The organism is uncultured Desulfovibrio sp., assembly GCF_944327235.1.
Taxonomy (GTDB): domain Bacteria; phylum Desulfobacterota; class Desulfovibrionia; order Desulfovibrionales; family Desulfovibrionaceae; genus Desulfovibrio.
In genome coordinates, this window is record NZ_CALVHE010000012.1 from 1 (window position 1) to 21406 (window position 21406).

Annotated in this window: 19 protein-coding genes and 1 tRNA gene; 9 read left to right on the forward strand and 11 right to left on the reverse strand. The window is 64.2% G+C overall.

From position 1 onward, the window contains the following. Positions 1 to 133 precede the first annotated feature (133 nt). Genes bamA through lysS form a run of 4 tightly spaced genes read right to left on the reverse strand, consistent with a single transcriptional unit; the run spans position 134 to position 6304 of the window. Positions 134 to 2893, reverse strand: coding sequence for an outer membrane protein assembly factor BamA (bamA, locus tag Q0K00_RS03215; protein WP_297227328.1), 2760 nt, complete (start codon positions 2891 to 2893; stop codon positions 134 to 136). Next, a complete protein-coding gene (locus Q0K00_RS03220; protein ID WP_297227329.1) occupies positions 2874 to 3557 on the reverse strand; it encodes an ABC transporter ATP-binding protein in 684 nt (227 codons plus the stop codon). The genes bamA and Q0K00_RS03220 overlap by 20 nt, the downstream gene beginning before the upstream one ends. A 5-nt stretch (positions 3558 to 3562) precedes the next feature. Next, the gene (locus tag Q0K00_RS03225; protein ID WP_297227330.1) at positions 3563 to 4798 is read right to left on the reverse strand and encodes a lipoprotein-releasing ABC transporter permease subunit; all 1236 of its coding nucleotides are present in this window, start codon (positions 4796 to 4798) and stop codon (positions 3563 to 3565) included. Beyond that, positions 4799 to 6304 carry a lysine--tRNA ligase gene (gene lysS / locus Q0K00_RS03230; RefSeq protein ID WP_297227392.1) on the reverse strand — a complete coding sequence of 502 codons (1506 nt, stop codon included), beginning with the start codon at positions 6302 to 6304 and terminating at the stop codon, positions 4799 to 4801. 272 nt (positions 6305 to 6576) lie between these two features. On the opposite strand from lysS, the gene Q0K00_RS03235 reads away from it, so the two are divergent. The 4 genes from Q0K00_RS03235 to Q0K00_RS03250 all read left to right on the forward strand — a co-directional run bounded on the left by Q0K00_RS03235 (position 6577) and on the right by Q0K00_RS03250 (position 10665). Next, a complete protein-coding gene (locus Q0K00_RS03235) occupies positions 6577 to 7140 on the forward strand; it encodes an ACT domain-containing protein (RefSeq protein WP_297227331.1) in 564 nt (187 codons plus the stop codon). An 8-nt stretch (positions 7141 to 7148) separates the two neighbouring features. Further along, positions 7149 to 7979: a hypothetical protein gene (locus tag Q0K00_RS03240; protein WP_297227332.1), complete on the forward strand. Its 831-nt coding sequence runs from the start codon at positions 7149 to 7151 to the stop codon at positions 7977 to 7979. Positions 7980 to 8051: 72 nt separating this feature from the next. After that, positions 8052 to 9437, forward strand: a complete 1386-nt coding sequence (locus Q0K00_RS03245) for a PFL family protein (RefSeq protein ID WP_297227333.1) — start codon at positions 8052 to 8054, stop codon at positions 9435 to 9437. 526 nt (positions 9438 to 9963) lie between these two features. Beyond that, on the forward strand, positions 9964 to 10665 hold the full coding sequence (locus Q0K00_RS03250; protein WP_297227334.1) for a DNA-3-methyladenine glycosylase 2 family protein: 702 nt from the start codon (positions 9964 to 9966) through the stop codon (positions 10663 to 10665). 40 nt (positions 10666 to 10705) lie between these two features. On the opposite strand, the gene Q0K00_RS03255 is transcribed toward Q0K00_RS03250, so the two are convergent. The 7 genes from Q0K00_RS03255 to Q0K00_RS03285 all read right to left on the reverse strand — a co-directional run bounded on the left by Q0K00_RS03255 (position 10706) and on the right by Q0K00_RS03285 (position 15266). Beyond that, positions 10706 to 11188 carry a heme-binding protein gene (locus Q0K00_RS03255; RefSeq protein WP_297227336.1) on the reverse strand — a complete coding sequence of 161 codons (483 nt, stop codon included), beginning with the start codon at positions 11186 to 11188 and terminating at the stop codon, positions 10706 to 10708. Positions 11189 to 11720: 532 nt separating this feature from the next. Next, positions 11721 to 12494: a TSUP family transporter gene (locus tag Q0K00_RS03260; protein ID WP_297227337.1), complete on the reverse strand. Its 774-nt coding sequence runs from the start codon at positions 12492 to 12494 to the stop codon at positions 11721 to 11723. A 7-nt stretch (positions 12495 to 12501) separates the two neighbouring features. Beyond that, complete coding sequence (locus Q0K00_RS03265; protein WP_297227339.1) at positions 12502 to 12849, reverse strand: DMT family protein; 348 nt, start codon at positions 12847 to 12849, stop codon at positions 12502 to 12504. A gap of 53 nt (positions 12850 to 12902) precedes the next feature. Continuing rightward, a tRNA-Thr gene (locus Q0K00_RS03270) sits at positions 12903 to 12978 on the reverse strand. A gap of 85 nt (positions 12979 to 13063) precedes the next feature. Then, positions 13064 to 13612, reverse strand: coding sequence for a ribosome biogenesis factor YjgA (yjgA, locus tag Q0K00_RS03275; protein ID WP_297227340.1), 549 nt, complete (start codon positions 13610 to 13612; stop codon positions 13064 to 13066). Then, entirely contained in the window at positions 13612 to 14475 is an 864-nt protein-coding gene (locus Q0K00_RS03280; RefSeq protein ID WP_297227342.1) for a UbiA-like polyprenyltransferase, read from the reverse strand. Before Q0K00_RS03280 ends, yjgA begins: the two co-directional genes overlap by 1 nt. Before the next feature lie 2 nt (positions 14476 to 14477). Next, positions 14478 to 15266 (reverse strand): MogA/MoaB family molybdenum cofactor biosynthesis protein, encoded by a 789-nt coding sequence (locus Q0K00_RS03285; protein WP_297227344.1) that lies wholly within the window; start codon positions 15264 to 15266, stop codon positions 14478 to 14480. Between the two features lie 172 nt (positions 15267 to 15438). Between Q0K00_RS03285 and queF the strand changes: the two genes are divergently transcribed. The 5 genes from queF (at position 15439) to Q0K00_RS03310 (ending at position 21320) form a co-directional block, all read left to right on the forward strand. Beyond that, positions 15439 to 15948, forward strand: a complete 510-nt coding sequence (gene queF / locus Q0K00_RS03290) for a preQ(1) synthase (protein ID WP_297227346.1) — start codon at positions 15439 to 15441, stop codon at positions 15946 to 15948. A gap of 123 nt (positions 15949 to 16071) precedes the next feature. After that, the gene (murJ, locus tag Q0K00_RS03295; RefSeq protein ID WP_297227348.1) at positions 16072 to 17700 is read left to right on the forward strand and encodes a murein biosynthesis integral membrane protein MurJ; all 1629 of its coding nucleotides are present in this window, start codon (positions 16072 to 16074) and stop codon (positions 17698 to 17700) included. Next, complete coding sequence (locus tag Q0K00_RS03300) at positions 17697 to 18761, forward strand: hypothetical protein (RefSeq protein WP_297227349.1); 1065 nt, start codon at positions 17697 to 17699, stop codon at positions 18759 to 18761. Before murJ ends, Q0K00_RS03300 begins: the two co-directional genes overlap by 4 nt. Positions 18762 to 18769: 8 nt before the next feature. Continuing rightward, positions 18770 to 20254 carry a signal recognition particle-docking protein FtsY gene (ftsY, locus tag Q0K00_RS03305; RefSeq protein ID WP_297227351.1) on the forward strand — a complete coding sequence of 495 codons (1485 nt, stop codon included), beginning with the start codon at positions 18770 to 18772 and terminating at the stop codon, positions 20252 to 20254. After that, the gene (locus Q0K00_RS03310) at positions 20244 to 21320 is read left to right on the forward strand and encodes a glycosyltransferase family 92 protein (RefSeq protein WP_297227352.1); all 1077 of its coding nucleotides are present in this window, start codon (positions 20244 to 20246) and stop codon (positions 21318 to 21320) included. The genes ftsY and Q0K00_RS03310 overlap by 11 nt, the downstream gene beginning before the upstream one ends. Positions 21321 to 21406: the final 86 nt, after the last annotated feature.

Sequence of the window (21406 nt, forward strand, 5' to 3'; positions counted from 1 at the left end):
ATCACCGTCATGAGGATATCTACAAACTCCTCCTCAAGATGCTCAGAGAGAATCCTCTCTGCTAGTCATGACCCTAAATAAAAAAGGCGCCCCGTTCAAAGGGCGCCTTTTTTGAGTCATTTTTTTCTCTGGATCAGAAGAACTGGCCCATGCTGAATTCCAGTCTTCCGGGCTCGCGCTCATTGTCGTAGTCCTTGCTGAGCGGGATACCGTAGGCTATGCGCAAATCGCCCATGGGCGAGCGCCAGCGCAGTTCCACACCGGCGGAGTAGACGATCTTGTCGTACAGCTCGTCAGCCTGCGTCTTGGAGTCGATGTTGAAACCGGCATCTATGAAGGGGACGAGCGCCAGGCCCATATCCTTCTGGAAGGTCCAGACATATTCGAGGTTCACCACGCCCATGCGGTCGCCACCGATCTGGTCGCCACCGTACTTGACGTCACGGGGCGAAAGGTCGGAGTAGGAATAGCCGCGGATGGTATCCATACCGCCTACCCAGAAGCGTTCAAAGACCGGGACGCGATTGTCCGTATTCTGGAAGACGCCGCCCACACGCGCACGGAGGTGGATGGTGTTTTCCGGATTGAAGGACCAGAAGCCCTGCCAGTCGGCCACAGCCTTGATGAAGTTGTCCGTGCCGCCGAGGCCGCCGCCGCCGTATTCAGCCCAGAGACGGGCGATGGTGCCCTTGGTGGGCCTGTCGCGGGCGTCGGTCGTGTCGCGCAGGATGCGGGCATTGATGGCGCTCGTCCAGTTGTAGCCCTTGTAGTCGGTGATATAGGGCGAAGCGTCATCCCCTACGTCGGAGAGATAGTAGCGTTCCAGACGGTAACCGATGCCGACGGAGGTGTACTCGCCCACAGGGTAGGAGAAGTTGATGGTATCCCCCATGGTCTCCTTGGTGAAGTCGTCCCAGTAGTCGCGGATATAGTACAGATCGTTGCCGATGCTGAGGTCCGTATCGTAGACGCGCGGATTGGTGAAGGACAAGATGCCCGACGTGCGACGCCAGGAGAAGAAGCCCTGCAGCTGCAGCCAGTAGCCGCGGCCGAACAGGTTGCGCTCCATGATGGAGGCGGAAACGCCCACATCGTAATAAGTGGAGTAGCCGATACCGCCCATGAGCGCGCCGGTGTTGGTCTCATTGACCTTGACCTTGAGGTCGACCTCGTCGTCCTTGCCGGTAGGCACAAGTTCCGTGTCCACGGCGGAGAAGTAGCGCAGGCGGTTGAGGCGTTCGGTCGAACGCCGCAACTTGGCGCCGTCGTACATGTCGCCGTCGCCCAGACGCATCTCACGCAGGATGACGTTGTCGCGGGTCTTCACGTTGCCTTCGACGATGAGCCGCCGGATGAAGACCTTTTGCTTCTTGCTGATCTGATAGCCTACGTCCACCAGAGGCTCGTCCCCGTCCACCTTGAGGATGCGGGTATCCACTTCCGCGAAGGCATAGCCCTGATCGGCATAATAGTTGGTCAGACGCTTGGTGTCCTCCTGCATGACGGTAACGGAAAAATAATCGTTGTCGTCACGCCAGTTGTCCATCTCCACCTGAGCAAGCATGGCTTCTTCGGTGTCGATGACATCACCGCCGAACTTGACGTCCCGCACTTTGTAGCGGGGCCCTTCATTGACGAGGAAGGTGATGTAGATGCCGTCGTCCTTGTACTGGATGTCAGGCGCGGACACCTGGATGTCCACAAAACCCTGGCTCAGCCCGTAGGCGGCGATGGCATTGGTGTCACGTTCGATGTATTCGTCCTTGAGCACGCCGGTACCGGTGAACCAGGACAGGATGGTGCGGGGGCGCAGCGCCAGATATTTGTCGAGGCCGCCGCGGTCAAGATCCTTGATGCCGTCGATCTTGACTTCCTTGATGTAGAGCTTGTTGCCTTCCTCCACGGAAATGACGAGGACGGCGCCCTTGCCGCCCTGACGGGATTCCAGTCGGTAGGAAGCCTTGGCAAGGTAGTAGCCTTCCTTGCGGTAGAGCTCGTTGATCTTCTGGAGGTCGTCGGAAATGAGCTGCTCATTGAGCACGTTGCCGCTGCGGGTGCCCATGGCCGCCAGCACGTCGTCGGCGTCCACAGCGTCCGAGCCTTCGACGATGATGTTTTCGATGCGGGGCTTCTCGCTGACCGTAAAGACGAGCACGTTGCCTTCAAGGGTCGCCCGCACGTCGTTGAAGTAGCCCATTTCCCAGATGCGCTTGACTTCTTCGTTGATGGCGTCAGCGTCAGGGCTGTCGCCGCGACGGATGGTCAGGCGCGTCAGCACCACGTCCGGATCCATGACCTGGAGGCCGCGCACCTGCACGTCGGCAAGTCCCTTGGTCGTGCCCTGCATGGGCACGAAGCTCGGGGCCTGCGCCGTCGCCGGAGCGGCTATGGGCGCTCCGGCGGGGGTGGCGCTCCCCGCTCCCATGACGCTGGCCGCGCGTCCGGCCAGATCGCTCGCGCATTCGGACAGCGCGATGAGCGATTCCCGCTCAAAGCGGGCGGGGACGGCCTGCCCCTCTTCCACGGGCACGAGACGGGTGTCCATGTTGAACCCCGTCCCCTGCTCATTGAAGCTGCCGTACACGACCAGATCGGCGCTGGCCATGCGGCCCAGACGCCGGGCCTCGGCAAGGTCCACAGAGCCGTTGCCGCCACGGGCCAGCAGACCGCGGGCCTTGTCCATGGGGATGGGGCTGAGTCCGTTCTGCGCGAGCTGGTCACAGATAAGCTGGGGCACATCCTGCGAAGCGTTGGGCATTTCCGGACCGGTGCTGGCCTGGAAGGGCAGCACGAGCACCTTTTGCCCGGCGGCGTCCGCCGTCGTGACGGCGCACAACAGCAGGAGCGCCAGCAAGAGAAAGAGGGAGGAGAGCCTACGCAAATACTTTTTCATACAATATCCCCGCTCTGAGTTCCAGACTGCGCTGCATGGTGGCGGCAAGATCCGCATTATGCGTGACCACCACGAGCGTCATGCCCAGTTCTTTGTTCAGCTCTGTCAGCAGTTCGCCTATCTGCGCACCGGTGTGCTCGTCCAGATTGCCTGTGGGCTCGTCGGCCAGCAGCACACGAGGGCGCATGAGGATGGCGCGCGCGATGGCCACACGTTGCCGCTCGCCGCCGGACATGGTGGCGACTGAACTCCGCATACGGTGTGAGAGCCCGACCCTGTCCAGCATCTCCTGCGCCAGCGGCAAAACGTCGGCATGGCGACGCCCGGCCACAAAGGCGGGCATCGCCACGTTCTCCACTGCTGTGAATTCCGGCAGCAGATGATGGAATTGAAAGACAAAGCCCAGCTCGGCATTGCGGAAGCGCGCTTTTTCGTCCGCGTTCATGGCGGCCATGTCTTTACCGTCGAACAGGATACGTCCTGATGAGGGAGTATCAAGAGCGCCCATAAGATGCAAGAGGGTAGACTTGCCCGAACCGGAGGCCCCCACTATGGCCAGAGACTCTCCTTCATCAATTACCATATTGATATTCTTGAAAATCTCTAGATTTCCCGGGCCGTCGAAATGTTTGCTCACATCGTGGAATCGGTAAAGTTCGGACATGGCGTTTATTCGTAGCGCAAAGCTTCGGCCGGGACGAGCCGGGCGGCCTGCCGTGCCGGGTAGAGGGTGGCCAGAAAGCAGAGCAGCATGGCGCTGGCGCCCACGATGATCACATCGGGGACGGTGATGATGATGGGCAGATGGTCGAGGGTGTAGACGTTTTCCGGCAGCTTGATGAAGCGGTACTTGCGCAGGGCCCAGCCGAGCGTAAGTCCCATGCCGTACCCCAGAAGAGTGCCGACGAGACCGATGATGGTGCCCTGGAGCATGAAGATGTTGCGGATCATGCGGCCGGTGGCTCCCATGGACATCATGATGGCGATGTCGCGCGTCTTTTCCATGACCAGCATGACCAGCGAGGTGACGATGGAAAAGGAACCGATGAGCACCACCATAGCCAGCAGGATGAACATGCCGACCTTTTCCAGCTTGAGGGCCGCAAAGAGGTTGGCGTTCATCTCCATCCAGTGACGGACATAAAAGGGGCTGCCCAGCTCCCCGGCCAGTTCGTTGGCGATGACGTCGGCCCGGAACAGGTCGTCCACGGTGATCTCGATGCCGGTCAGGTAGCCTTCAGGAAGTCCCAGCGTGCTGCGGGCCACATCCAGCGCGATGAACGCCAGAGAGGAATCGTACTCGAACATGCCGGTCTTGAAGGTGCCGACCACCACAAAGGGCTTGACGTCGGGCTGGTAACCGGCGGCCCCCTTCTTTCCGGAGGGGGTGAGCAGGTTGACCCGGCTGCCGAGGACCACACCGAGCCGTCGGGCCAGCTCGTCACCGATGATGATGCCCGGCAGGCCCTCCCGGACGAGGTCGTCCACAGAACCCTGCCGCAGCTTGCCCAGCATGGTGACCACCTCGGGCGCCGTGGCCGGGTCCACGCCGCGCAGCACGATGCCTTTGACGCTGCCGTTGGCGGAGACCATGCACTCGGTATAGATGAAGGGCGTCGCCCCCGTGACGTGGGGGACCTTGAGCGTCCTCTCGCGCAAGTCGGGCATACGCTGGAAGGCCGCCGGCTGATAGGACATGACGATGCCGTGGGCATTGGCTCCCAGGATCTTGTCCCGCATGTCGGTGGTCAGACCGTTGTACACCCCCAGGACGACCACCAGCGCGCCGACCCCCAGAGCCACCCCAAGGATGGACATGAGCGAGATGACCGAGATGAAGGTCTGCTTGCGGCGCGAGAACAGGTAGCGCCGGGCCACGAAAAAGGCGAAAGAGGATCGGCCCACCTAGTACTCCGGACGCAGCAACGGGAAGAGGATGACCTCGCGGATGGAGGCCGAATCCGTCAGCAGCATGACCAGCCGGTCGATGCCGACGCCCTGCCCGGCAGCGGGAGGCATACCGTATTCCAGAGCGCGGAGGTAATCCTCGTCCATGCAATGGGCCTCGTCGTCCCCGGCTTCCTTTTCTCGCACCTGCGCCTCGAAACGATTGCGCTGATCCATGGGATCATTGAGCTCGGAGAAGGCATTGGCCATCTCTCTGCCGGTCATGAAGAGCTCGAAACGGTCCGTGATCTCCGGGTTCTCGTCGTTGCGCCGCGACAGCGGCGAGATGGCCGTGGGATAGTGGTAGATGAAGTGCGGCTGGATGAGCTTTTCTTCCACATCCAGATCAAAGAGCTTGGCCTGCATCTTGCCCAGCTCCTCGCCCTCAGCGACCTTTTCGCCGCGCTCCTTGAGATAGGCTTTGACCTTGTTGTAGTCCGTGTAGAAGGACGGCGCATGGCCGCCGACCTGCTCCAGCGATTCATGGAAGGTCATCCGCTTCCAGTGGCCGGGCGTCAGGTCGATCTCCTGTCCCTGATAGGTGATGACGGTGCTCCCGCAGACCTTTTGAGCCAGCCGGGCAAACAGCTCCTCGGTCAGGTCCATGAGGTCGCGGAAGGTGGCATACGCCCAGTAGAATTCACACATGGTGAATTCGGGATTATGGCGGGTGTCGATGCCTTCATTGCGGAAATTGCGGTTGAGCTCGAAAACCTTCTCAAAGCCGCCCACCAGCAGGCGCTTGAGGTAGAGCTCGGGCGCGATGCGCATGTAGAGCTGCAGGTCGAGCGCATTATGATGCGTGATGAAGGGGCGGGCCGTGGCTCCTCCGGCAAGAGGCTGCATCATGGGGGTCTCCACTTCCATGAAGCCCTTTTCCTGCAGGAAGGAACGGAACTCGCTCACGATGAGGCTGCGCTTGCGGAAGATGTCCCGCGCGCGCTCATTGACCGTGAGATCGACATAACGCTGGCGGTAGCGCGTCTCCATGTCCTTCAGGCCGTGATATTTTTCCGGCAGGGGACGCATGGAGCGCGTGATGAGCTTGAGGCTGCGGCAGGCGATGGTCAGCTCATTGGTCTTGGTGCGGAACAGATGTCCGGAAACGCCGACGATGTCACCGACATCCAGTTTCTTGACCACGGCAAAGACATCTTCGGGCAGCTCGTCGCGGCTGGCGTAGCACTGGATGCGCCCGCTCTGATCCATGAGATGGAAGAACAGCACCTTGCCGAAACTGCGCAGCGAAACGATGCGCCCGGCCAGAGCGAAGACGTCCCCGGCCTGCTCCAGCGCCTCGCCTTCCAGTTCCCCGAACTCGTCGAGCACTTCACCGATGGCGTGCTCCTTGCGGAAGTCGTTGGGGAAGAGCGGCACGCCGGCGTCCAGCAGGTCACAGGCCTTGACCACGCGATTCTTGACCACCTCGTTGAGGTCGTCGCGTTTGGCAAGCCCTTCCAGCATGGGCATGAAATAGGCGGCATGGGCGGACTTGGTGTTCAGTTTCACCCTGGGCTTCTGCGGACTCTTTTCCCGATCTTCCACAATACATCTCCTCGCGGCGTACGCGCCGATAATTGCTGGAGCAGCCTAGTCCAAGCCTCGGCGGCAGTCAAGGACCCGGCCTGCGCCGGACCGGCGTTTCTTCGCGCGTCCGGCATATGTCGACTGCTTGTCTTTCTTGACGCGATACGCCATAGTGCTCCCCTTGGTGTCATATTACAAACGAGGCGCAGATGAAAAAACTGAGTATTTCTTTTCTGGGGCGGGACTGCCCCGGAGCCGTATCCACGGTGAGTCAGATCCTCGGCCAGAGCGGCTGCAATATCGTGGAAGTGACGCAGACCATCCTGGCCGGAGAATTTGCGGCTATCTTTATTGTCCAGGCTCCCGACACGCTGGAACAGGAGGAGCTGCGGCGTCTGCTGCTGACCGGGCTGGAGGCCGCCGGACAGGACCTGTCCGTGCTGGTGCGCCCGGCCGTGGAAGGACAGTGGGGCACCGGGCTCGTCTGCGAGCCCTTCGTGGTGACGGCCGACGGGCCGGATCATACCGGACAGATCGCGGCCATGAGCCGCATCTTTGCCCAGCACAGCATCAATATCGAAAGCCTCAAGGCCATCCTTGGTGAGGGCGGGCCCAATCATGCGCTCTTCGTGTTCGAGGTCATGGTGCCGGAGGATGTGGACCTCGGTCGTCTGCGCCGTGAGCTCATGGTGGAAGGCAAGAAGCATGACCTGCGCGTGAGCGTGCAGCATCGGGACATTTTTGAAGCCGTGCACCGCGTGGCTTCGTTCTGAGGATCGTCATGCGTCGCGCCGCACTGTTTTTGCTGGCGGTCTGGCTTGCCTGTCCGACGTATCCGGCCTTTGCCGAGCCGAACGGGGCCGAGGCCGGACAGCGGCCTTCACCGGACGCGGCTTCTCTGGAAGTTGCCCCACCCGAGGGCTGGAGCCTGTCGACAGAAGCCCCTGAGGGCATGTTCGCGGGCTGTCGGAGCTATTCTCGCTCGGACGGGCTCTTTGCCCTGATGGCCTGCGCCGAGGATATCGACCTTTCCGAGAACAAGGATGAAGGCTACCGTCGGCTGGGAGATGCCCTTGTTCGCGGCGGCGAGGAAGGGATCCTGCTGCTCGCTCCCCGCAAACAGGGGAAGGGGGCCGGGCTCTTCGTCCTGCTCGGACAGCCGGGATCCGTCTGGCGACGGCAGGAGGCCGCGCCCATGCTGGCAGCCTTTGCCGGGACCTTCGCCGTGCCGGGTGAACTGCTGGCCCCTCCCGTCGATCCGTCCAGCTATCTGGGGACGTTTCCGTCCGAGGAGCAGGGGAGGGAAGAGGAACTCGGCTGCACGGTCCATGTGCGTGCGCTGCCGGGCGACACCGACGGCAAACTGCTGGCGGCCATCCTGCCCTACAATGCCGCCTGGCTGGACAAGCCGGAACTGCTGGCGGCTCTGGAAGGTTTCTGGGGAGAGCTTGCGCCGGAAGGCGGGCACTGGACGGCCGGACCGAAGCGCCACGCCGCGCTTTCCTCCGACGGCCGGGCGCTTTGCCTGCTCATGGCGGTCACCGGGGAGTCTGTGGACACTACCGAGGCGATCCGGCAGGCCATGCGCGAACTGACCGCCTTTGTCTGGTGACCCGTCCCCACGGCGTCACCTTTCATCCCGCAATCAACGGCGCCCCTGAGGCGCTCTTTCTGGAGATACACTATGCTTTCCGAACGCGAAGTCACCAGTACATTGAACATGCTCCGCAACGAACACCTTGACGTACGTACCGTCACGCTGGGTGTCAGTCTTTTCGACTGCGTGAGCCACGACCTGCAACTGTTCACCGACAACGTGCGGGCCAAGATCCGCCGCTACGCCGCCCAGCTCGTGAGCGTCTGCGATGAAGTGGGCGACAAGTACGGCATCCCCGTCGTCAACAAGCGCATCAGCGTCAGCCCCATCGCCGTGGTGGGCGCGCCCTTCGGGCCGGACGGCATGGTGCGCGTCTGCCGCGCGCTGGACGAAGCCGCCAAGGAGGCGGGCGTGGACTTTCTGGGCGGCTTTTCCGCTCTGGTGGAAAAAGGCTTCGCCAAGGGGGACCGCGCGCTCATCGAAGCCCTGCCCGAAGCGCTGGCCTCCACGGACCGCATCTGCTCCTCCATCAACGTGGCTTCCTCCCGAAGCGGCATCAACATGGACGCCGTGGCCCTCATGGGCCGCCAGATCCTCAAGGTGGCCGAAGCCACGCGCGACCGTGGCGGTCTCGGCTGTGCCAAGCTCGTGGTCTTTGCCAACATCCCGCAGGACGTGCCCTTCATGGCCGGAGCCTACCTCGGCGTGGGCGAGCCGGACGTGGTCATCAACGTGGGCGTCTCCGGCCCCGGCGTGGTGAAAAAGGCCATCGACCGCGCTCTGGAGACCGGGCGCAACAACCGCGGTCAGCCCATGACCCTGCTGGACGTGGCCGAAGTCATCAAGCGCACCGCCTACAAGGTCACCCGCGTGGGCGAGATGATCGGCACCGAGGTGGCCCATCGTCTTGGGCTCCCCTTCGGCGTGGCCGACCTCTCGCTGGCTCCCACCCCCGCCGTGGGCGACAGCGTGGGCGAGATCTTCCAGTCCGTGGGCCTGTCCAGCATCGGCGCACCAGGCACCACCGCTGTGCTGGCCATGCTCAATGACGCCGTGAAAAAGGGCGGCGCGTTCGCCTCCTCGTCCGTGGGGGGCCTGTCCGGGGCCTTCATCCCTGTCTCCGAGGACTCCAGCATCGAGGCGGCCGCCACTTCCGGCCTGCTCAGTCTCGAAAAACTGGAAGCCATGACCAGCGTCTGCTCCGTGGGCCTCGACATGATCGCCATCCCCGGCGATACGCCCGCCAGCAGCATCTCCGGCATCATCGCTGATGAGATGGCCATCGGCATGATCAACCACAAGACCACCGCCGTGCGCGTCATCCCTGTGCCCGGCAAGGGAGTGGGTGAGGAAGTCTCCTTCGGCGGCCTCCTGGGCAAGGCCGCCATCATCCCCGTGCCCCGCGGCGACGCCTCCGGCTTCATCAACCTCGGCGGCCGCATCCCCGCGCCTATCCACAGTCTGAAAAATTAGTCGGTTCCCTTGTCGGATCGATGTGTTGTGGGGGGAAGGGGACCCCGCGCCTGGCGCGGGCGGTGTCCCCTTCCCCCCACGCCCCCCATCCCTCCCCCGCGCGCTTTGCAGGCGCAATGCCTCGGCGTCGTATCGCTCAGGCTTTCCTTCCTTGACATAAGGCGTAACGTAACGATCGCTGTCGCCGTCGTTTCGGCCGTTTCTCGGTGTTCTCCCGTTTCCTGTCTTTTCTGTCATAACGTCGGGAACTGGTGGGGCGAAGTGGCGGCGGGCGAGCAACCAGCGTGAAGTTATCGAGGGGAGGGAAACTTCTCCTCTTTTTTTCCGCCGCTATCCGGCGTAGCTTTTTTCCTGTCTTTTCGTCATGCAGCTTGGGGACCGGCAGGCAAAGCGGCGGCAGTCGCGTCACGGATATTTCGAGCGACCCGAGCAAGATTTTCGAGGGGAGGGGGCGCGGGGGAGGGGAACCTTTGCAAAGGTTCCCCTCCCCCGCAAAAACTCTGCCCCACCAAAAAGGGGACAAGCCATGTACTTCACCTACGACGAGCAGGCGGTAGCGTATCTGAGCCGGAGGGACAAGCGGCTTGGGGCAGTGATGGAGCGACTGGGGCCAGTGCGGAGGGAGGTCATCCCCGATCTGTTTGCCGCGCTGGTCCATGCCATCGTGGGGCAGCAGGTATCCATGACGGTGCAGCGTACGCTCTGGCAGCGCCTGTGCGACAGGCTGAGGGAGGTCTCATCGTCAAGCGTGCTGGCGGTCGCGCCGGAGGAGCTGCGTAGCCTGGGGCTTTCCGGGCGCAAGGTGGAATATGTCCGTGAGGCGGCACAGGCGGTGGCGGACGGGCGGCTGGATGTGGAGGCCCTGCGGGAGATGGATGATGCCGCTGTGTGCGCCGCGCTGGTGGGATTGCGTGGTGTGGGAGTGTGGACGGCGGAGATGCTGTTGCTGTTCTCGCTGCAACGACAGGACGTGTTCAGCTTCGATGATCTCGCCATCCGGCGGGGCTTGCGTATGCTCTACCGGCATAAGGATATTGATCGGGAGCGTTTCGAGCGCTACCGGCGGCGTTTTTCGCCGTATGGGAGCGTGGCCTCGTTGTACTTGTGGGCTGTGGCGGGTGGGGCGCTGCCCGAATTACGGGACCCGTCCGAGCCGCTACGCACATCGGAACGCAAGACTGCACGACGTAGCGGGGACGATGCCGCGAAAAAGGCCCGCTCCGCCTGAGACGGAACGGGCCGGGAGGCTGAGAGGGGGACGGGACGGCTTACTTCAGAGCAGCCGCTCCGGCCTTGGCCACGTTGGTGTCCTCGGCCACACTGCCGCCGCTGACGCCGATGGCGCCCACGATGACGTTATTGCGGATGAGCAGCTCGCCGCCGCCGAAGATGACCAGACCGCCGTTGGTGGCTTCGATGCCGAAAAGTTCCTTGCCGGGCTGGGCGGCAGCGCCCAGATCAGCGGTGGACATATTGAAATAGCGCGCGGTGATGGCTTTTTTGGTGGAAACGTCGATGCTGCCGATAAAGGCGCCGTCCTGACGTACAAAAGCCTTGAGGTTGCCGCCGGCATCGACCACGGCGATGTTCATGGGCACGCCCTGCGCACGGGCCTTGACCAGTGCGGCGTCAAGGACGGTACGCGCTTCGTCCAGCGTCAGATCGCCGGGCAAATGTTTTTGCACATCCTTGGCAAAGGCTGTGGACGTGAGCAGCAGAAGACCGAGGGCCAGCAACAGTACACGTTTCATGATGTTTGCTCCTTGCGTGCCTCGCGGCGGGATTGCCGGAGAGGAACTGCCGATGAACATAGCACCGGCGACCATGCGGGGCAAGCGGGTGGAGCAACGGCTCAGAGCCTTTTGCCATAGAGCGATTCCACATTGAAAATGTGGATCGCTCTGGTAGTCGCGAGAGCGACTACCAGCAACCGAACATACGGAAAAACCAAGCTTTTTCCGTAGTGTGAGGGCAGCGCCAGCGTTGAGATCGGACACAATTTCAATGCGAATCCGCTCTAGAAAGGGCGAGACGCGATGCGGCACAACGTCGCTCGGGCAAAACCGAGCGGAAAACCGCGTTTTTTCCGCGAAACGACAGGGCGTATGGTTTGGAACGCGAAGCGTTTCAAACGGAAAATGCTCTAAAAAGCGGAGAATTTTGAGCAAGCGCTGAGGGCAAGCAACAGCAGGAAGAGCAGCGGGCGAAGGCGTTTCATGTGCGGACTCCGTACGGCAGTCGGATCATGCCGGGAACGGCCGGGGATACGGCGACTTGCCGGGGTTAGAATGCCTCGAGGATAAAGAATTCATAGAGCAGGGTGCAGAAGAGCAGGCCCAGCGATACCGTCAGGAAGCGCCGCACGGCCTGCGGTCCCACGCGCACGGCGGTGCGGCTGCCGAGCCAGTTGCCGGTGATGGAGGCGGCGGCCATGGGCAGGGCCAGCAGCCAGAGCACCTTGCCGGCCAGGACGAAGCTGACGGCGGCGGCGATATTGGAGCCAAGGTTGATGACCTTGGACGTTGCCGACGCCTGGATGAGGCCCACACGGACGATGAAGTGTAGGGCAAGGATGATGAAGCTGCCCGTGCCCGGACCGTAAAACCCGTCGTAGAGGCCGATGCACAGGCAGACCAGCGGCGTCAGCAGCCAGAGGCGCGGCCCGCTGTCCACATTGAGATCGTGGGCCATATCTTTCTTGGGCAGCAGGGTGGCGGCCATGCCGAAGGGCAGCAGACAGACGAGTATCTTGCCCAGAACGGCATTGTCGAACAGAAGGGAGATCTGGGATCCGACGGCCGAGCCCAGCAGGGCCGAGACGAGGCCCACAAGGGCCACGCGCCATTGGATGAGGTGACTGCGGGCGAAGGTGCCCACGGCCGTAGCCGTACCCAGGGCGGCGCTGATCTTGTTGCAGGCAAGGGCGTTGTGCGCGGGGACGTTGGCCAGCAGCAGCGCGGGCAGGGTGATGAGACCGCCGCCGCCCGCGATGGCGTCGATGAATCCGGCTACGAGGGCCGCCCCGGAGCAGATGAGAACGACGCTCAATGAGACCACGACGGAGCTACCATTCCTTGAAGATGACCCAGCAGGCCAGCACGATGAGGGCAAAGCCCACGATGTGGTTCCAGCGCAGGGATTCGTGCAGATAGAAGACCGAGAAGAGCGTGAACACGCTGAGGGAGATGAGTTCCTGGATGGTCTTCAGTTCCGCGGCGGAAAAGTAGCCGTGACCGATGCGGTTGGCGGGGACCTGGAGCATGTACTCGAACAGGGCGATGCCCCAGCTCGTCAGGATGACGATGGGCAGGGCCATCCCCTTGTAGCGCAAGTGACCGTACCAGGCGAACGTCATGAAGACGTTGGAAAGGGTCAGCAGGCCAATGGTCATTACGGGAATGGGCAGATTCATACGTTCACCGGGCATAAAAAAACGCCTATGCGAGATAGGCGTTTGTTTTTTAGTGGAGCCCTTGACCAGGATTGAACTGGTGACCTCATCCTTACCAAGGATGCACTCTACCGACTGAGCTACAAGGGCGTCGCTGACGAAGTTGATTTCTACGCGAAAGCCTCTCCGGGGTCAAGCATTTTTTCAAACTTTTTTTATTTTTTTCTGACGCGGGTCAGGCGGAGGCGGACATGCCCTGCATCAGCAGGCGGAACAGTTCCCGGCGTGCATGGGGCGCGCCCTGTTCGGCCCGGGCACGAGGGACGAGCGCGAGCAGGCGTTCCCGCAGGGCCGGCTCGGCGTCGGGCAGGGCTTCGGTCAGGGCGGCAAGCAAGGCGGGCAGCGTCGCGTCAGGTTCCCGCAGGAGACGGTCCCGCCATTGCTCGGCCCGATGGAAGCGGGCGGTATCCGCCTGATGTCCGGCGGAACGGGCGGCGAGGGCTTCCCGGATGGCGTCGGCATCCTCTTCCCGCATGAGGCGTCCGATGAACTGCATCTGGCGGCGTCGGCCCTCTCTGTCCGTTATGCGGGCAAGCAGGGAAAGGGCTTCGCGCATGTCCGGGCTGAGGGGCATGTCGTCCTGCGCGGTGGGCGGCAGGGCGGCCAGTGCTTCTCCCAGCTCCTGCAGGGCGGTGCTGCGCCGCTTTTTTTCCGAGCGGCTGGGGCTGTCGTCAGCTTCGCGCAGGGCCCCGTCCTGCCATTGATAGCGTTTGCGCGGGGCCATCAGAACACCAGTCCCAGGATGATGCCCAGCAGGACAAGCGGGGAAACGATGCCGTTGAGCGTGAAAAAGGCCATGTTGACGCGCGAGAGATCCCGCGTACGCATGATGCGGTGTTCCACCAGCAGCAGGAGGGAGATGCCCAGCCAGAAGGCGTACCAGATCAGCGAAAGCTGTGCGGCCAGACCGAACAGGAGCAGGAAGATCGAGGTCAGCACATGCGAGAAGCCGGCGATGGTCAGGGCCGCTTCCGGGCCCTTGTCAGCGGGCAGCGAATGGATCCCGAAAGCCGTATCGAAGTCCAGATCCTGGAAGGCATAATAGATGTCGAAGGCGCCCACCCACAGCGTCACCGCGCAGAACAGCAGCAGCGGCGCAAGGCCGAGGCTCGTGGGCGTGACGCTCAGCCAGCCGGCCAGCGGCGCAAGGCCGAGGCAGGCTCCGAGCCAGTAGTGGCAGTAGGGCGTCAGCCGCTTGAGCAGGCTGTAGACGCCGGTAACGATCAGCGTCGGCAGGGCCAGCGACAGACAGAACGAATTGAGGCAGGCGCAGGCGGCGATGAAGACCAGCGCCGACACCACGCAGAAGAGCCAGGCCTGCGGCAGGGTGATCTCTCCGGTGACGAGGGCGCGCTCGCAGGTGCGGGGGTTTTCCCGGTCGAAGGGGAGATCGACGATGCGGTTGATGCCCATGGCGAAGGAGCGGACCCCGACCATGGCCACGGTGAGCATGACGAGGGGCAGCAGGGGCGGCATCCCACCGGCCGCGAGTACCGCGCCCGCCCAGGCCCAGGGCAGGGCAAAGATGGAATGTTCGATCTTGATCATGCGGCAAAACGTGGCTGCCGTCGTGCGGCTGGGGAGCATGGTTAACCTCCACAATCGGCGGGATCGCCGTGCAGTTTGTCGAGTGCGTGGGCAAGGGCGGGCAGGACGGCGGCCAGATTTTCCCGTACGGCCTTGAGGCTGCCGGGCAGATTGATGATCAGGCTCTGGTCCAGAACGCCCGCTGTGGCGCGGGAGATGACGGCCCGCGGCGTGACGGCCAGACTGGCGGCCAGCATGGCCGCGGCAAAACCGGGGAGTTCGTAGTCCAGCAAAGCCCGCGTGACCTGCGGGGAGATGTCCCGCGGACTGATGCCCGTGCCGCCGCTGGTCAGGATGAGGTCGTACTGTTGCCCAAGGGCCAGCTCCGTCAGCAGGGCGCGCAACTCGGTCGGCTCATCGGGCAGGATGAAGCCCTGACTGTGGCAGAGGGGCAGGGCTTCGGCCACCATTTCCGCCAGCGCCGGACCGCTGGTATCTTCGCGCAGGCCGAGCGAGCCCTTGTCCGACAACGTGACCCAGGCAAGGCTGCGTCCGCTTTTGCGCGGCTCAAGACGGATGTCGCCCACAGGCAGGTCCGTCAAAGCGGTGAGCAGGGGACAGCGCAGCGCATGGCCGTCGTCGCAGGCCGGCAGCCAGACATGGCCCGTGACGCGGGCAAAGGGGGTATCTTCCGCATACAGAGTAGTCCCCACGGGAAGGAAGGGGACATCCCGCAGCGGAGGATCCTGCAAGAGATGGGCGGGCAGCCCGAGGGGGCCGCCGCTTTGCGCCGGGGCAAGCGGCAGGCAGTCTTCCGCCGAGCAGGCCCGCAGGGAAAGTTTCCAGATCATGTACGCCTCCAGACGGTTGCGGGAGCGGGCCTTCCCGCTGCGGAGAACGCCGGCGGGCGCGCCGTCACGTGCGTGCGGCATCCGCTCCGGGAGGAACTATTGTAGCGGCAAGCACATTACGTTACAAGTCTGGCCGCGGGGCTGTCCCGAAATCTTTCCGCAAGGAGCCACCATGTCGCAACAACCGACCCACAGTCAGGACCAGACGGCCCATCTCCATGCCCTCGGCACGGGCAAGCTGCCCACGCCGCAGGGCGGGCCGAGCGTGTCCCTGCTGGAAGCCTTCCCCAATCGTTTCCCGCACAGGCCCTATGTCATCAGCATCAGTTTCCCGGAGTTCACGTCCCTCTGTCCCGTGACCGGGCAGCCGGACATGGGCACCATCAGCGTGGAATACATCCCCGACGAGCTGTGCGTGGAGTCCAAGAGCTTCAAACTCTATATGTTCGCGTTCCGTAACCATCAGTCGTTCATGGAGACCATCACCAATACGGTGCTGGACGATCTGAACAGTCTGCTGGCGCCCTGCTGGATCCGCGTCAAGGGCTTGTTCGCGCCGCGCGGAGCGACCCGGATCCATGTTTTTGCCGAGCATTTCAAGCAGCTGCCCGAGCCGCGAGCCGCGAGCGTGCGTGAGCTGGTACGCGACTGGAAGACAGAACCCGACCCGCACCGGCCGTAGCCGCGGCCTTCACGGAGCGGGGAATGCGCGTGGATGAGGAGGCATGATGCCGGTGCGGCGGAACGAACGGCTGACGACGCGATGGCGGGCGTACGCCCCCTTCCGTCCGTGGCGGGGGGAAGAGTGAAGCCGCGCCCGGAAAAGATGCGGAGCCAGTCCGGACGGAGCGCGGGCGGCATCTTGTCCGCCGCCGCTGCCCTGGGCGGCTGTACCGTGCTGTCTCGCCTGCTGGGGCTGGCACGGGATGCGGCCACGGCATGGCTGCTGGGGGCAGGGCCCGTGGCGGATGCTCTGACGGCGGCCATGCGGCTGCCGCACATCTTGCGCCGGATGCTGGCAGAGGGCTCCCTTTCCATGAGCCTGACCGCTCGTTTCGCCGGACGCGGCGATGCGGAAGAGACGGCCGCGGCCGTCCGGGCGCTGGCCTGGCGTCTGGGGGCGGTGCTGCTCGCGGCGTGCGCTGCTGCGGCCGTCCTGGCGGCGCCTTTCATGCGGCTGCTCGCGCCGGGGCTGGACGCGGCGTCGGCGGAGTTTGCCGGTCAGCTCTTGCGGGCCTGCCTGCCCTATGTCCCGGCGGCGGGCATGGCCGCGTTGTGCATGGCGGTGCTCCATGCCCGCGAACGTTTCCTCGTCCCGGCGCTCTCGCCTGTCCTCTTCAATATCTGTGTCCTGACGGCGGCCGTGCTGGCTGTCGGTTGCGGGGCGGATGCGACGCGGACGGCCTTTGCGCTGGCGCTGGGCATGAGCTGCGGCGGCTGTGCCCAGTGGCTGCTGCAACAGGTGGCCGTGGCGCGTCTGTTGCGCCGTCCCCGCCGTCGCGCGGGGCGCACGATCGCCCGTTCATCCCTGCCGTCGCGCGAGGCCTGGCGGCTCCTGATCCAGCTCCCGGCCGGGGCGCTGGCGGCGTCGGCGCCGCAACTGGCCATGCTGGCGGCCATGTGGCCCGCTTCGCTGGCCGGTGAGGGCAATATGGCCGCCCTCTATTATGCCGAACGCTTGCTGGAACTGCCCATCGGACTGGTGGGGGCCTGTCTGGGCATGGCCGCCCTGCCGCACCTGACCCGCCTGGCCCGCGCGGACCGCTGGCGGGATTTTGCCTTGCTGCGGGACGCCTCCCTGCGCTGGGCCATACGCCTTTCCCTGCCCGCGGCGACCGGTCTTGCGGCGGTATCGGGGCCGCTGGTGGACTGTCTGCTGGGGCATGGCGCTTTTGACGCAAATGCGGTACGATTGACGGCGCTGGCCGTTCTCGCCTATGTGCCCTGTTTGCCGGCCTGTGCCGTGAGCCGCTGTCTGCTGGCAAGCTGTCATGCCGCCGGACGCCGACGGCAGGCGGCCCTGACCGGGCTGCTGACGCCTCTGTTGACGCTCGTCGCGGGCCTTCTCCTGATCCGTGGGCTGGATGCGCCCGTGCGTGGGGCGGGCGCTGCTGCTGCGGCGAGCCTTGCCCTCTGGGTGCAGACGGGGCTTTTGTGGCGGATGGGGCGCGATGCCGCCGCATCCGGTGACGCCCGTCGGTGGGCGTTGCGGTTTTGTTGTTCGCAGGTCGGTGTCGCCGCGCTGGTGGGACTGGCCGCGGGGGCGACGAGTCTGCTGGCGGGAGCGTTGCCTTCCTGGGGGCGTCTGGGACTTTCCGTGGCTGCGGGCCTGCTGATCTGGCCTCCGGCACTGCTGCTTGTGCGCGACAGGGATATATGTCGATTGGGGCGGCGGCTCCTGCGGCGCAATGACGATTCAAGAGCTTCATTATGAGTGAACGAAGGAAATGGCGTCGTCTGGCGGCCCTCGGCATCTGGGGGCTGGGTGTCCTGTTGCTGGTGCTGCAGGTCGTCTGGGGCGTGTCCGCTGTGCGGCGGGATGTGGAAAGCCGCCTGATCAGCGAGGCCGGGCGGGCGGCCGCGCAGGTGGCGGGGTTGCTGAGTCAGCCGGCCTGGGAGATGGACGAACTGGGCGTGCGCACGGTGATCATGAGCATCATGGAAGATACGCGCATTTACGGTATCATGGTGCAGACGCGACAGGGATTTTTTGACGGGATGCGCCGCAATTATCAGTGGGAGCCTGTGCCGTGGGACGACGAGATCACTGAGCACGCGGTACAGGGCATGAGCCAGCTCAGCATGGAAGGGCAGTTCATCGGCAAGGTGGAGGTCTACCTTTCCCGTCGCGAAGCGGCGGCCGAGATCCGGGCCGGGCGCGACCGGGAACTTTGGCAGGGAGGGCTCTGGCTGGTCTATCTGACGGCAGCTCTGTTGGCCCTCTACTGGTATTGGGGGGATCTGGCCCATGCCCGGCGCTGGGCCTCTGCCTGCTGGCAACAGCTGCGCGGGAATGAATCCGCTCCGGCGGAGGAGAGTGTTGCCGCCGTCCCCCGTACGTCTTCCATCAGACTGGGCCTGAGCCCGGTCGATGACGAGGCGGCCCCGAAGGGCGAGAGCGGCAGCGACCCCGCGCAGCCGGTGGAAGAAGGTCCGGTGGTCATCAGCGCCGAACTGGGGCGGAACTATCAGCGTACCCATCCCGAAAGCTGGCGCGTCACGGCCGGGTTGTTCCGTCAGACGTTCGAGCGTGGCCCGAGGGTGCTGACCCGTCTGTATGAAGAGAACGAACTGGCCGGGCTTTGCCGTCTGGGACAGACGCTGGAAAAGGCCGCTCCCTGTCTGGGGGCGGAACGTCTGTCGGAAACGGCCCGCGCCATGCAGACGGCGCTCAATGATCCCCAGTGTGAAACGCACGCCACGGCCGTGGAGAATTGTTCCGTGGCCTTGCGTGAGGTGCTGACGGCGCTGGCCGCGCCGCAAAATGTAAAGTGAGGCTGCGTATGGGTTTCTTCTCTGCTGTGAAGAAGTTGTTCGGCGGCGGCGCCGCTCCGGAAACGGAGACGCCCGACGTCGCTGCCGCGCCGGAGACGTCGTCCGGCACGGTCTCCTCCGGAGCGGACGCAGCGCGGGAGGAACGCCCCCAGCCGGAGGGCTCTGCCGCCTCTCCGGCCGTCGCACAAGCCGGGGGACCCGCTCCCGAAGCGTCCGTCCCGCCATCCGCCGATGCCGCTCCGGCTGCCGTCGCCGCTGACGGTGAAGGGATGCAGGCCCTCACTCTGCGTCTGCGTCAGGCCGAGCCGCGCCTTTCCGTCTGGCTGGATATCGTGCTGGACGGTGTGGAGACGGCCGACGATCTGCTGTGGCAGCGGCTGACGTTCCTGCTCTCGGCGCTGGAAACGCCCGCAGCGGAAGCGTCCTCCTTCGTGGAGGATTTCCGCCAGTGGGCGCGGCGCATGGACTATCGTTATGTGGCTGATTTTCGCTCCGAACTGCAATACCGGCTGGCGCTGGCGCTGGACATGGAGGATGAAGAGGACGAGCGCAGCCGTCTTTTCCTCAAGATCAGTCAGGGCCTGAGCCGGACGCGGGAACAGTTCTCCCGTGGCCTCAATGCGCTGTTCGCCTCGCATGGTGAGCTGGATGACGCTTTCTGGGAAGAGCTGGAAGAGCTCTTCATCATGGCCGACCTGGGCTATGAACCCGCTCTGGAACTGGTGGAACGCCTGCGCGAACGTGCCCGCAAGGAGGGCGTGACCAGCGCCGGAGACGTGCGCGGCCTGCTCATGAGCGAGCTGGCGGAGATCTTCCAGGCCCCGCGTCGCATCACGGCCATCAATCCGCCTGAGGTCGTCCTGTTCATCGGGGTCAACGGCGTGGGCAAGACCACCACCATCGCCAAGCTGGCCCATCGTGCCCGTATGCAGGGCAAGACGGTCATGATCGCGGCGGCGGACACCTTCCGCGCGGCGGCCATCGAACAGCTCCAGGTCTGGGCCGAGCGCGTGGGTGCGCTCTTCCACTCCCGGGCCGCGGGCTCGGATCCGGCCTCGGTGGCCTACGAGGCCATGGACCGCGCGCTGAAGGAAAATGTGGACATCCTGTTCGTGGATACGGCGGGACGCCTGCAGACCAAGGTCAACCTCATGGAAGAGCTGACCAAGATCCGGCAGGTCATCGGCAAGAAGCACGCCGGTGCGCCGCACCGCACGGTGCTGGTCATCGACGCCACCACCGGACAGAACGCCCTTTCTCAAGCCAAGCTCTTCAAGGAAGCGGCGGGCGTGGACGAACTCATCCTCACCAAGCTGGACGGTACCGCCAAGGGCGGCGTGGCCATCGCTGTGGCCATGCAGGAGCATCTGCCCATCTCCTATGTGGGCCTGGGCGAGAAGCTGGAAGATCTGCGCCCCTTCAATGGCGAAGATTACGCCCGGGCCTTGCTCGGAGAAAGCGAGCCGGTGGGCGGGCGTTCGCGTGACGCTTAGGACGGCCTGTCTCTGCGGCATCGCCCGGGATGAAGCGGCGGCCGATGTGCGGGAGTGGGTCTGTTACCATCTGGGGCTCGGCTTCTCGCATGTGGCCCTTTATGACAACGGCAGCCGCGAACCGTTGCGGGAGGTCCTTGCGCCCCTCGTGGCGCGGGGCGTGGTCAGCGTGACGGATATCCCGTTGCGGGACGCGCCGCAGCTGTCCGCCTATTTCCACGCCCTCAGGCTCTGGCGCGGCCGGGTGTTCTGGCTGGCCTTCCTTGATATCGACGAATTCCTCGTGCCGCTGGCCGGGATCGTGCCCGATGCTTCCGGTCAGGCCCTGAGCCGTCTGCTCCGTCCCTACGAACGCTTCGGCGGCGTCGTCCTGCACTGGATGATGATGGGCAGCGGCGGGCATCTGCGGCGGCCGCCGGGCGGCACGCTGGCCAACTACGACGAGGCGCTGGGGCTGGACAGCCACGTCAAGAGCATCGTCCGGCCCGAATTGGCTGCCCGGCCGCTGTCCCCGCATCACTTCGCCTACCGGGAAGGAGCCTTCGCGGTCAATGAGGACGGCTTTCCCGTGCCCGGACCTTGTTCCTATCCCACGGCCCGTCATCTGCGGATCAATCACTACTATTACAAGTCGCAGCAGGATTTCGAGGCCAAGATCGCGCGCGGTCTGGCCACGCCTGTGCCGGGTGGTTTCCGTACGCTGGACATCTTCTATGCGGGCAGCCGCCTGCCTGCCGCCAGGGACACGGCGGCGCTGCGCTGGCTGGAGGTCGGCGCGGCATGGGCCGCTCAGGCAGGCTGGGACTATCCGTCCCAGTCCCTGCCGGAAGAGGGCGCTTCCGCCGGCTCGCCCATCCGTCTGGGCCATTGCCCCGAGATGCAGGCCCTGCGGCAGCTGTGGCAGCAGATCGACGAGCTTTGCCGCCGGGGCGTGCCGGAAGAGACCGTGTTTCCGCTCCGGCAGCGCTTGTGGCAGCAGCTCTGCCGCCTGTATGTCGCGCGCGGGGTAAGGGAGGCCGCCGGCGCGGCGTCGGCCTACTGGCGGGAGCTGACCGGCAAGGGATAGGCAGGCCGGGCGCTTTCGGTCGAAATGAACGGAGAAAAGGCTTGACCTTTTTCGGTGATAAGGCTATTTAAGACCCCTGCCCCACA